The sequence below is a fragment of the Clostridium sp. LIBA-8841 genome (assembly GCF_034439435.1).
GTDB lineage: Bacteria > Bacillota > Clostridia > Clostridiales > Clostridiaceae > Sarcina.
In genome coordinates this window covers 1,164,868-1,177,867 of record NZ_JAPCKJ010000001.1, presented here as the reverse complement: position 1 = coordinate 1,177,867, position 13,000 = coordinate 1,164,868, and the positions used below count along the sequence as shown (strand labels likewise).

Sequence of the window (13,000 nt, the reverse complement as noted above, 5' to 3'; positions counted from 1 at the left end):
AGGGAATAAATTGAAGAGATTAATACTAATATTAATATGTCTTTTATTATTTATAATAGATAATACCCTAATGCCCTTTTTTGCAATAAAAGGTGTTTATCCTAGTTTATTGTTCACCTTTGCTGTTCTATATGCTCTTCTGAGTGGTTATTGGGAAGCATTGTTTATAGGAGTATTATCTGGTTTTCTTCAAGATATTTATTTTGTAAATGTCTTTGGAGTAAATATGTTGGTAAATATGTTAGTATGTTTAATAGCAGCTTATATTGGTGAAAGTGTATTTAAACATAAGAAGATGATTCCAATATTGTCAGTAGGTCTACTTACCATAATAAAGTTTTTTGCGGTAGCTCTTATATTAAGATTTATAAATATAAGAATAAACTTATTAAGCTTTTGGATTATGGCACTTTACAACGTAGTTATAGGATTCTTTATGTATAATTGGATTTATAGGTTATGCAATAGAGAGCTTATGAAGAGAGATTGGAAAATAAGTAAAAAATAGGTGGTTGCATGAGAAGTACGAAGAGTGGAAGAGCGTCCATAGATAGATATAAAATTCTCATAGGAATAATGATAATAGTATTTGTGTCTATAGTAGTAAGGTTAGTTTATCTTCAAGTATTCAATTATGATGAATACAAGCAGAGAGCTGATACTAGATCTATGAGATTTCTATCAGAGCAGGCTCCAAGAGGTAAAATTTATGATTCAAACGGGGACATTTTAGCTACCAATAGACAGACATATACATTAACTTTTACTGAAACAGATGAGTCAAAGAAGAATTTCTACACTACAATAGATAAAGTTTATGCTATTTTAAAGCAGAATAATCAAGCTATACTTGATAACTTCAAGCTTAGAATTGATGAAAATGGAAAACTTTATTTTGATGTTTCAGGAGATGCAGAAAAATTAAGATTTTTAAAAGATAGAGGGCTTGGTGATGAGGTTAAAAATACTCTTTACAAAAATAAAGAGGGAGATTTAACAGCAGAAGAAGAAGATAAAATAGACCAAGAACTTCTAAAGATTACTCCAGAACAAGCTTTTGACTATTTAGTTAAGGAGTACACATTATATGATGTATTAAATCCAAGTGAAGAAGAAGCAAAAGCGTATACAAAAATGAAACCAGAAGAAATAACTGATATTATTTTAAAGAAATATTCTCTACAAGATATAAGAGGATATATGGTTGTTAAAGATGCTATAAAAATGCAAAGTTTCTCTGGATATAAACCAGTTACAATAGCTAAGGATATAAATAAGGATACAGCATTTATATTCTATCAAAGACTTAATGATTTACCAGGTATAGATGTAAGCATTGAACCTATGAGATACTATCCATATAATGAATTGGGGTCTGATGTTTTAGGGTATGTTTCTTCAATAAATGGAGATCAAAAGGCAAAATATGAAGCTAGAGGGTATGATGCTTCTACTGATTTAATAGGAAAGGCTGGTATAGAAGCAGCCTTTGAAAATGAATTAAAAGGGGTTAAGGGTGGTACTACAGTTAAAGTAAACTCATCTGGTAGAAAAACTGATGAACTGTATGACTTAGAATCTTACCCAGGAAATAATGTTCATTTAAGTATAGATAAAGATATCCAATACTCAGCAGAGACTATGATGAAGTATACTTTAAATTATCTTCAACATCAATCTCCAGGCGGTGGTGTAGATACTAGAAATGCAACTAGAGGAGCAGCTGTAGCTATAGAAGTAGATACAGGAAGAGTTTTAGCTTTAGTAAGTGAACCAGGATTTAATCCAAATGAGTTTGCTAAGGGAGAACTTGATCCAGCAGTTGCTAAGGAGTATTTCCAACCAGATTATGAGGCATTTGCACAACAATTAATATCTAGAAATGGCTTGAATAAAACTGTTGATGATCTATTTCCTAAGAATCCTAAAACAGGAGTAAGGGAAGACGTATATGACTTGTATCCAAAGAGATTCTATAACTATGCTACTTTAGGTATGGTAGCTCCAGGATCCACATTTAAACCAGTAACAAGTGTTGCAATGCTGGAAGATGGAGTAAGAAAACCAACTGATACTATGGTTGTAAGTGAAGAACAATTTGGAAGAAGTTATCCTGAGATTTTTGGTACTAACTCTGCTAACTGGCCAAGAGATAAGAACTATATTGGGACAGTTGATTTATATACTGCTTTAATGAAATCATCAAACTCCTATTATTTTGATGGTGCTGTAAGGCTTTATTATAAAAATGGAGGAGATCCATATGGTGATGGAAGATATAAGAAGAGTAGTATAGAGGCCTTAGATTCTATTGCGAAATATGCATGGCAATTTGGATTAGGAATTGATCCTAATTCAGATCAAAAGGCTTCAACAGGACTTGAAATATCTGAAAACTTTGGGCAAGTTTATAACTTTGAATCCTATAAAAAACAAACAATATCACTTATGAGATTTACTTTAGTTGATTCTCTTGAAAAGGGAACATTTGTAAATACATCTTCTCCTGAGTTCCCAACGGTGAATATTGGTGTTAATGATAGAGATTCTAAGGAATTAGCAACAGCTAAAGAATCTATAAAGAAGGATATAGAAGATACACTTAATAAAATAGGTGATGGAAATACTGTTGATGATAAAGTATTAACAGAAACATTAACAAAGGACTTTAAAAATCTTTATAGTGTTTATCCAGAATATCAAGAGAGCGTTAAGAACTTTGGTGGAATAAAAGCTAAGGATGAAGATGAAAAAGTTGATAAAGCAATAAACTTAACTGTTCAAAAAACAGTTGCTTGGGTTATTGGAGATATTGCTTACCAAATAGTTTCACCAAGAAACCTTACTGACTCTGCTATAGGACAGAGTATAAGTAACTTTACTCCAGTACAACTTGCAAGCTATGTTGCAACCCTAGCAAATGGGGGAACAAGGTATAAAACTCATTTAGTTGATAAAATAACAGATGCTCAAGGTAATATAGTAGAAGAGTTTAAACCAGAAGTTTTAAATAAAGTTGATATGTCACAATCAACGTTAGATGCTATTAAAGAAGGTATGAAAAGAGTTGAACAGACTGGTACAGCGTCTCAGATAATGGGAAGTTTTCCGATATCTACTGCTGGTAAAACTGGTACAGCAACCTTTAGAAATGACCAATCAGATTATGGAAGAACAGACTACGGAGTTTATATTTCTTTTGCTCCTTTAGATAATCCTAAGATAGCTGTAGCAACAGTAATTTATGATGGTGGTCATGGATATTTTGGAGCATCAGTAGCCAGAGCTATTTATGAAACTTACTATAGAGAACAATTAAAGGGGATGGGATATCAACCACGTACTATAGATGGTGTTCCATATGATTATTCATTAAATCCACCTTTAGAGAGTATAAAGGATGGAAATATAAATAGTAAGGTTGAAAATGCAGAATTAGATTCAACAGGAAAGCCTGTTGAAAATACGCAAAATAATAATTCTGAGAATAAACAACAAAATAATGCTCAATAATGAAATATAAAAAGTTAAATTATAATTAATTAATTTGAAGCCTACAGAAATAATTTCTGTAGGCCTTTTTATATTAATTTTTTTATAGATAAGGCTAATAATTAAAGATACTGGCATTAAGTTTTGAAAATATGGTTGTTTTTTTCAAAATTTTACTACATTATTTCATAAAGTCCTTTTATAAATTAAAAATAATTTATATAATATAAAGTGAGAATTAAATTAATGTATATAGTTTACCTTAAGAATAAAAGGGGTTGGATACTTGGAGGATAGTAATCTACTATGCGCGATGATAGAATTTTTATAAAAGGAAACAAACAAGGAATAAATGCCATAATCAATATGGATAAATTTGGGGATTTCGATGAAATGCTTGATTCTTTAGTTGAAAAGTTAAGTAGAGGGAAGAAATTCTATAAAGGTGCTACTTTAACCATAACTACTGATTTAAATTATATAAATGAGAGACAGATATCAAAGTTAAAAGATGTACTTTTTGATGAAATTCTTATAAAGGATTGTATATTTGAAGAACGATTAGAAAAGCAAAGCAATGTTTTTTCAGGGGTTTATGAAGGAAGAACGAAGTTTATAAGAAAAACTGTTAGAAGTGGTCAATGTTTAAATTATGCAGGCAACTTAATAATAATTGGTGATGTTAATAATGGTGGCGAAGTTAGAGCACATGGAAATGTAATTGTCTTAGGCGATTTAAAGGGAAAAGTTTTTGCAGGGGATAATGGAAATGAAAATGCTATTATTGCTGCATATTCTTTAGAACCAGAGCTTATTTCTATATCAGGCAAAATAACAATATCACCAGATGATTTTGAAAGAACTGGATATCCAGAGGTTGCTAGATTAAATGAAAATAATATAATTGTAGAGCCGTATTTACCGGATAAATATTCTTATTAAGATTACATATTTAATGGAGGGAAAGTAATGGGAGTATCGATAGTAATAACATCAGGAAAAGGTGGAGTTGGAAAAACAACTACTACAGCCAACATTGGGACAGCATTAGCAGCACAAGGAAAGAAAGTAGTTGTTGTTGATGGAGATACAGGTTTAAGAAACTTAGATGTGCTAATGGGATTAGAAAATAGAATTGTTTATACAATAGTTGATGTAATTGAAAATAGATGTAGAACTAAACAAGCATTAATAAGAGATAAAAGATTTAATAATTTATTCTTATTACCAACAGCTCAAACTAAGGACAAAAATGATATAAGCCCTGAGCAAATGTTAAGATTAGTGAATGAATTAAAAGAAGAGTTTGATTATGTAATTTTAGACTGCCCAGCAGGTATAGAACAAGGATTTGAAAATGCTATAGTTGGAGCAGATAGAGCTATCGTAGTCGTTAATCCAGAAATAACTTCTGTAAGAGATGCAGATAGAGTTATTGGAAAGCTTGATGCTAAGGGATTAGAAAACCATGAGGTTATAGTAAATAGATTAAATTATGAAATGACTAAAAAAGGTGATATGTTAGACATATCAGATATTATAGAAACTCTTTCAGTAAAACTTTTAGGAGTTGTACCAGATGATAGAAATATAACAGTTTCTACTAATAAGGGTGAACCAATAGTTTTAGATGAAAAAGCTAGTGCTGGACAAGCATTTAGAAACATAGGAAGAAGAATAACAGGAGAAGATGTTCCAATAATGGATTTAAATACAGAACATCAAGGTATATTTAGTTCAATATTAAAATTATTTAGAAGAGGGTAGGTGAGAAAAAAATGAGTTTTTTAAATGTTTTTTCTAGCAAACCTACACCAAAACAAGTTGCTAAAGATAGATTGAAAGTTATTCTAATCCATGATAGGGGAGAATTATCTGATGAAGTTTTAGATAAAATAAGATTAGAGATATTAGATGTTCTTTCTAAGTACGTTGAGATTGAAAATGAAGATGTTGACATAACTGTTACAAAGTCAAATGCAATAGAAGGGGAATCTCCATCTTTAGTAGCCAATATTCCTATAAAGAATATAAAAGGAAAAGCTAGATAAGGTAAAAAATATAAGCTATTTCAAGTTTATTGAGATAGCTTTTTATTAATCTTTTAAAAAGTTCAGAATTTTGTAATTCAAAATAGGTAAAAATAAAGTATTATATAAATAGTCATGTTAAATAAATAAAGTTTGTGGAGGTACTATAATGCTTAGTAGACTAAAACTAGATAGTAAACTAAGAAGAGAAATTGATTATAAGCTTTTAGTATCTATGATAGTAATAATACTCTTTGGAATATTAAACATATATTTAGGAACAAGATCTCAATGGGGAGTATTTTTTGCTAAGAAACAGTTCATATGGTTTATAATATCAATGTGTGTTTTGTACATATTACTTTTGTGGGATTATAACATAATCTACAATTACGTTGAAATATTTTATTGGGGTTCCATAGTATTACTTATAATAACTAGATTTGCAGGTAGTGTAATAAATGGTGCTAGAGGATGGATTGTATTAGGACCAGTAAGTATTCAACCCTCGGAAATAGCCAAAATAGCTATGATACTTATGCTGGCCAAAAAGATGGAAGAAATTGATTTGAGAATAAATGACTTGAGGAATTTTCTTAAAGTTGCAATGTATGCAATAATACCAATGATATTTATAGTTGTACAACCTGATATGGGTATGACTATGGTTTCATTTTTCATAGCACTTGGTATATTCTTTGCTGCTGGATTAGATATGAAAGTAATCGGTGCTGGTCTTTTATCAATAGTAGTTGCAATAGCCTTAGTTTGGAACTCAGGTCTTATAAAGGATTACCAAAAAAACAGACTTGTTGGTTTTTTAAATCCTGATGGGGATGAGTTAGGTATAAATCTTCAATTAACTCAATCTAAAATAGGTATTGGATCAGGTGGTTTTTTTGGAACAGGATTAGACTTAAATAGTGAAAGTGGCGGATATTCTTCAGAATTCGTTCCAGAAAGACAAACAGACTTTATATTCGCTGTAATAGGAGAGCACTGGGGTACTTTAGGAGGTATATTCCTTTTAACATTGTATGCCATAATGATATATAGAATAATAATGACAGCGAAGACCGCCAAGGATATATTTGGTTCTATAATATGTGTAGGATTCGCCTCCTATTTCATATTTGCTATATTACAAAATATTGGTATGACAATTGGTATAATGCCTATAACAGGAATAACCTTGCCATTAGTAAGTTACGGAGGCAGTTCTCTATTGACAACTGTAATGACTGTTGGGTTAGTTTTAAATATATCAATGAGAAGGAAAAAGTTAAAATTCTAAATAAAATCAATAAAAGCATGGAATTTATTTTAAATTTCTATGCTTTTATTTTTTTGTCTGTTCTTTTGAATATTTTAATTAAAGGCTCTGTTTTAGGTGGATGTTTAAAATAGAGCCCTAATTAAAATTAATGAAAATATTCTTTAAATCATTTTTCAGTTTATATTAAATAGTTCTATAAAATACATATAAAAAATATATATTAAGTATCATTAAAGATTAAAGAAAGGAGAAGAAAATGGGGAATTATAACAGAGAATATGAGAAGTATTATAGAAAAATAAATAAAGTTGACAAAACTTCTCCTACTTATGAAATGAAATTAAATAATGAGAGAAATTACAGAAGAAAAAATAAAGAAAGCTTAGGAAAATATGTAGTTAAAGATATTTTATTTTCATCAATTTTTAGCTGTTTTATTTTTTTTAGCTTTTTTATAATAAATCAAGTAGAAAATGAATCTTTAAATGGCTTATGCAATAAATTTAAAGAAGTTATATCAACTGATGGATATTATAAAGAACTGGCACTAAATGAAAGCAAAATAGTCTCTGCTATTAGCAAAAGTATTGGTGATAATGGAAATTTAAAGAAAGTAAACGTGGAAAGTGAAGTAAATAATCTTCAAGAAGAAAAAAATAAAGACTCTAACAAAGAAGATAATAAAGATATAATTGGATTCAATAATTTTGAAGTAGTTGAAAAAAATTCTATGGATTTTTTAAGAGAGAGTAAGGTTATTCCTTTTAAGGGAAGTGTTAAGAAATTAGAAAGTTCTGATTTAGAAGGAGAAAAACTATATTTAAATGGTGAAAAAGGAGAAGTAAAAAGTTTATTAAAAGGAACTATAAGTAAAGTTGAGAAAGTGGAAGAAACATATAGCGTTAGGGTGAAGCATGGAGATGATTTAGAAATTTTATATCATAATCTTGATGATGTAATAAAAAAAGAAGGGGATAGTATAGAGGGGGATGAAGTGATAGGAAGTTCTTCTGAAAATAAAAAGGCAGAAGGATTAATACTTCAGGTATTATTAGAAAGTAAGTATGTTAGTCCAGAGAAAAACTTAGGTTTTCTAGGAGTTGAAAGCAGTGACAATAAATAAAAAAATTGTGGCTCAACTAATAATATTTTTTACTTTAGGATTTATATTTGATTTATCCCTAGCCTTTTTTTGGATTATAATACATGAGTTAACTCATTATTTCGTTATGTTAAAACTAAATATAGAATCTGAAAAATTTAAGCTTCATGTTTTAGGTGCTAGATTAGAAATTAAAGACTTTGAGGATTTAAGCTCTAGAGAAAAATTAATAATATGCTCAGCTGGGCCAATTTTAAATTGTGTTGCAGCTATTGTTTTCTTTTGTATTTATAAGGTATTTTTTAAAAGTGAATATATTTATTCTTCTTATGAAATAAATCTAGTTCTATTTATTTTTAATTTGCTACCGACGTACCCTTTAGATGGGGGGAAAATATTAGGTGCGATTTTAGAAGAAAAAATGATATTTAAAGACGTTAATGATGTATTGATTAAGATAAGCTATTCATTCGGAATAGCCTTTATTTCACTTTCTATATTAGGAATTTTGATTTTAGGCAAATTTAATATAACAAGTATATTAGCAGGAATATTTATAATATATTTAAGTTATAATGAAAGAAGAAAGGTAATGTATATAATTATGAGTGATATAACGAAAAAGAAAGAACGATTAATTAATAAAAAATACATAGACAGTCGAATCACTTCAGTATATTGTGAACAAGATATGGTTAATCTTCTTAGAATTATTGACAAAAATAGATTTAATATATTTTACGTTTTAGATGAAGAGATGAATATACTTTATATTTTAAAAGAGAATGAAATAATAGAGATATTAAAGTCAATTGGGAATATGAATTTAAGAGAATATTACACTAAGTATAGAAAAGAATAAATATATTGGTTATAATTATTCTTTGTGATAGAATATAAGTTGTTAATATTAGAGAAGTATAGTAGGTATACTTCTCTTTTTATTATAGATATTAGCTTTGATATTTTTATAGAAATGTAGGAGGAAACTAAATGGTAAGAATAACTGATGATATTTTATATAGAGTTGAGAAACCATCTAGATATGTAGGTGGAGAACTTAACGAAGTGATAAAAGACCCAAAAGAAGTTGACATAAGATTTGGATTCTGCTTCCCAGATGTTTATGAAGTAGGTATGTCTCACTTAGGTTCAAGAATTTTATATCATGTTTTAAATGAAAGAAAAGATACATATTGTGAAAGAGTATATGCTCCATGGCCAGACATGGAAAAACTTATGAGGGAAAATAATGTACCATTATACGCTTTAGAAACTAAAGATCCTATAAGTGAGTTTCAATTTTTAGGTTTTACTCTTCAATACGAAATGAGTTATACAAACATATTAAACATGTTAAATATGGGTGGAGTTAAGTTAAGAGCTTCAGAAAGAAAAGGTAATGATCCTATAGTTATTGTTGGAGGTCCTTGTGCATACAACCCAGAACCAATATACGATATAGTTGACATAGTTCAATTAGGTGAAGGTGAAGAGGCTATAAATGACTTATTAGACCTTTATCAAAAACATAAAGATAACTTTGATAGAGATGCTTATTTAAGAGAAGCAAGTAAGATTCAAGGTGTCTATGTTCCTTCATTATATGATGTTACATACAATGAGGATGGAACTATAAAAGAGTTTACTCCTAAGTATGATGATGTTCCTAAAACAGTTAAGAAGAGAATAGTTAATAACTTTGATAAAGTTGAATTCCCAGATAGCTTAATAGTGCCTTATAGTGAAATAGTTCATGATAGAGTTGTTTTAGAATTATTCAGAGGATGTACTAATGGATGTAGATTCTGTCAAGCTGGAATGATATACAGACCAGTTAGAGAAAAAAGTAGAAAGACTTTAGTTGAGCAAGCTAGAAAGATGCTTAAGGCTACAGGATATGATGAGGTTTCATTAGTTTCATTAAGTACTTGTGATTACTCAGATATACAAGGGTTAGTAACAGACCTTATAGAAGAACATGGAAAGAATAATGTAAGTGTTGCTTTACCTTCAATAAGAGTTGATGCTTTTTCAGTTGATTTATTAAAAGAAATTCAAAAAGTTAGAAAAACTGGTTTAACATTTGCTCCAGAGGCTGGTTCTCAAAGAATGAGAGATGTTATAAACAAAGGTTTAAGCGAAGAAAGGATATTAGAAGCTGCTAAAAATGCCTTTGAATCAGGATGGAGTACAATAAAATTATACTTCATACTAGGAGTTCCTTATGAAACAGTTGAGGATGCAGCTGAAGTTGGATTATTAGCTGAAAAGATTGCAGATCAATATTTTGCAGTACCAAAACATATAAGAAATAAAGGACTTAGAATTAATGTAAGTACTTCTATTCTTGTACCAAAGCCATTTACACCATTCCAATGGGCTCCAATGGAGAAAATGGATGTTGTAACTGAGAAAATCAAGGCTGTTAAAGGTGCTATAAAATCAAGAAGTATAAACTACAACTATCATGAGCAAAAAACATCATACATGGAAGCAGTTTTAGCAAGAGGAGACAGAAGACTTTGTGATGTTTTAATAAAAGCTTATGAAAAAGGTGCTAAGTTTGATGGTTGGTCAGAATACTTCAACTTCGAAACATGGCAAGAAGCTATGGCTGAGTGCAATGTAGATGGAGATTTCTATGCTTATAGAGAAAGAAGCTATGATGAAGTTTTACCTTGGGATTTCATAGATATTGGAGTTACAAGAAAGTACCTTGAAAGAGAGAATGAAAAGGCAAGAACTGCCGACCTTACTCAAAACTGTAGAAAAGGATGTACAGGTTGTGGAGTAAATGTAAACTTTAAAGATGGGGAGTGTTTTGAAGGTGCGATACTTAATTAAATTTACTAAAGATGCAGATATAAAATTTATTTCTCACTTAGATTTAATGAGAACAATTCAAAGAATAGTAAGAAGAGCTGGGCTTCCAGTTGGATATTCAAAGGGCTTCAATCCTCATATGGCTTTAGCAATAGCACAACCTTTATCAGTTGGTGTTTATTCAGAGGGGGATTATTTAGACTTAAATCTAGAAGAAGATATGAATGTTGACGCTGTAAAAGAACAATTAAATGAGTTCTCAGCTAAAGGGATTAAATTCTTAGAGGCTTCAAAAAGTCCTGTTATCCATAATATTAAGAGATTACCACCTGCAATGGCTCTTTTAGATGCTGCTAACTATACAATAAAAATAAAGTATAGTGATGTTTCTAAAGCTGAAGAAGAAGTTAATGCTTTAATGACTAAAAAAGAAATAGTAACAATTAAAAAGACTAAAAAAGGTGAAAAAGAAGCTGATATAAAACCATTTATAAAGGACTTCAAATGTTGGACTAAGGATGATTGCTTAGTTGTTAATGCAACAATTAGCTGCGGAAGTAGAGAGAATCTTTCAGCAGATCTTTTAGCTAATGTTATAAAGGAAAATACTTCAAATGTTAATGAAGAAGCTTTCGTAGAAATAAAAAGAGTTGAGATGTACGCATACAAAGGAGATATATTAGTTCCTTTATATAAATACATATAAAATTTAGGAAGTGAATTCATGAGAGATATATACGTAGAAAGAAGAGAAAATTTATTAAGAGTCGCCATAAAGAAAAATAATCTTTTAAGTGAGTGCTATATAGAAGAAGAGAGCCTAGAGCCAGTTCAAGGAGAAATCTATAAAGGTGTAGTTAAGAGAGTAGTTTCAGGAATAAAAAGTGCCTTTATAGATATAGGCTATAACAAACAAGCTTATATGGTAATTGGAGAAGAGGATAAAGATTTAAAACAAGGTGATGGAGTAATTGTTGAAGTATTAAAGGAACAGCTTGGAAATAAAGGAGCTAAGGTTACTTCAAAGATTTCTCTAGCAGGAAGATATTGTGTTTTAGAGACTTCAACAAATGATATTTCGGTTTCAAGAAAAATAGAGAATTTAGAGTTTAAACAAGAGCTTGAGAATTCATTGTTAAAACCAAGTGAAGTAGGAATTACAGTTAGAACTAAAGCTCAATTTGCAACTCTAGATGAAATTCAAGATGAAATTGAAGAGTTATATAGAATTTATAAAGATGTCATAAGAGAAGGGAAATTTTCACTAAATCCAAAAAGATTATTGGGCAAAGGGGACCTTATAAACAAGATAATTAGAGATGACATTGATGCGGATACATCTTCAATAATTGTTGACTCATTAGAAGACTATGAAAGAATAAAGGATAGTATTTCTAACTCAGAGTATTTAAAGGTAGTTCTATATGATGAGGCAAGAAGTCTTTTTGATTATTACGGAATAGAAAAAGAAATTCTTAGCCTTAGGAACAACAGAGTTAATTTAAGTTGTGGTGGAGATATAGTTATTGAAAAGACTGAGGCAATGTATGTTATAGATGTAAACTCAGGAAAGAATACAAATCATAAAAATAAAGAAAAGACTGCCTATGAAACTAATAAAAATGCAGCAAAAGAAATTGCTAGGCAAATTAAAATTAGAAACTTAGGTGGAATAATATTAGTTGATTTTATAGATATGTATTCAAAAGAGAACAAGAGAAAAATTTTGGAGCTTTTAAAAGAAGAATTTAAAAGTGATAGCCAAAGAGCTAAGATATTCCCTTTTACAGAGCTTGGTTTAGTACAAATAACTAGATATAGAAAAGGGAAAAGCATTTATGAGTATATAGAAGAAAATTGTCCAGCATGTAATGGTCATGGAAAAAGATTGAAATTATCTTACATAAATCTTCTTTTAAGAAATGAGATTTTAAAGAAAAATGGGGAAGGAAATATAAAAGACTTTCACATAGAAATAAACTCTATTTATGAAAAAGATATTAGAGGAAATATTTTTGAGTTTTTAAAAGAAATTGGAGCATTAGATTTAAACATCTACTTGAATTTTCAAGAATTCAAAGATTTTTATAAAGTAGAACCATTAATCTTTAAAAATCAAATAGAAAGCGTAAGTGAGTATTTGGTGAAGAATATCGAGAAATATTAAATTTAGCTTTACAAAAGATGGTGGCTGTGATAGAATGGCTTTTGTAAACCGCTCGCGAATAGGTTTTAAAAATAACTTTTGAAGTTATACCTTAAGTGGCGAGACCG

The 13,000-nt window shown here is 29.7% G+C and carries 11 protein-coding genes; all 11 read left to right on the top strand.

What is annotated here, in order from left to right; genetic code table 11:
• Positions 1 to 10 precede the first annotated feature (10 nt).
• The 11 genes from mreD (at position 11) to OIF33_RS05095 (ending at position 12,893) form a co-directional block, all read left to right on the top strand.
• A complete protein-coding gene (gene mreD, locus OIF33_RS05145; RefSeq protein WP_322503149.1) occupies positions 11 to 508 on the top strand; it encodes a rod shape-determining protein MreD in 498 nt (165 codons plus the stop codon).
• A gap of 8 nt (positions 509 to 516) precedes the next feature.
• Positions 517 to 3,513, top strand: coding sequence for a penicillin-binding transpeptidase domain-containing protein (locus OIF33_RS05140; protein ID WP_322503148.1), 2,997 nt, complete (start codon positions 517 to 519; stop codon positions 3,511 to 3,513).
• Positions 3,514 to 3,798: 285 nt separating this feature from the next.
• On the top strand, positions 3,799 to 4,434 hold the full coding sequence (gene minC, locus OIF33_RS05135) for a septum site-determining protein MinC (RefSeq protein WP_322503147.1): 636 nt from the start codon (positions 3,799 to 3,801) through the stop codon (positions 4,432 to 4,434).
• A gap of 27 nt (positions 4,435 to 4,461) precedes the next feature.
• Positions 4,462 to 5,259: a septum site-determining protein MinD gene (minD, locus tag OIF33_RS05130; RefSeq protein ID WP_322503146.1), complete on the top strand. Its 798-nt coding sequence runs from the start codon at positions 4,462 to 4,464 to the stop codon at positions 5,257 to 5,259.
• An 11-nt stretch (positions 5,260 to 5,270) separates the two neighbouring features.
• Entirely contained in the window at positions 5,271 to 5,543 is a 273-nt protein-coding gene (gene minE, locus OIF33_RS05125; protein ID WP_322503145.1) for a cell division topological specificity factor MinE, read from the top strand.
• A gap of 148 nt (positions 5,544 to 5,691) precedes the next feature.
• Positions 5,692 to 6,816, top strand: a complete 1,125-nt coding sequence (gene rodA, locus OIF33_RS05120; protein ID WP_322503144.1) for a rod shape-determining protein RodA — start codon at positions 5,692 to 5,694, stop codon at positions 6,814 to 6,816.
• A gap of 238 nt (positions 6,817 to 7,054) precedes the next feature.
• On the top strand, positions 7,055 to 7,921 hold the full coding sequence (locus OIF33_RS05115; protein WP_322503143.1) for a M23 family metallopeptidase: 867 nt from the start codon (positions 7,055 to 7,057) through the stop codon (positions 7,919 to 7,921).
• Positions 7,908 to 8,762 carry a site-2 protease family protein gene (locus OIF33_RS05110; protein ID WP_322503142.1) on the top strand — a complete coding sequence of 285 codons (855 nt, stop codon included), beginning with the start codon at positions 7,908 to 7,910 and terminating at the stop codon, positions 8,760 to 8,762. Before OIF33_RS05115 ends, OIF33_RS05110 begins: the two co-directional genes overlap by 14 nt.
• A 131-nt stretch (positions 8,763 to 8,893) precedes the next feature.
• The gene (locus tag OIF33_RS05105; RefSeq protein WP_322503141.1) at positions 8,894 to 10,747 is read left to right on the top strand and encodes a TIGR03960 family B12-binding radical SAM protein; all 1,854 of its coding nucleotides are present in this window, start codon (positions 8,894 to 8,896) and stop codon (positions 10,745 to 10,747) included.
• Positions 10,731 to 11,432, top strand: coding sequence for a TIGR03936 family radical SAM-associated protein (locus OIF33_RS05100; protein WP_322503140.1), 702 nt, complete (start codon positions 10,731 to 10,733; stop codon positions 11,430 to 11,432). Before OIF33_RS05105 ends, OIF33_RS05100 begins: the two co-directional genes overlap by 17 nt.
• Before the next feature lie 18 nt (positions 11,433 to 11,450).
• A complete protein-coding gene (locus tag OIF33_RS05095) occupies positions 11,451 to 12,893 on the top strand; it encodes an Rne/Rng family ribonuclease (RefSeq protein ID WP_322503139.1) in 1,443 nt (480 codons plus the stop codon).
• Positions 12,894 to 13,000 lie beyond the last annotated feature (107 nt).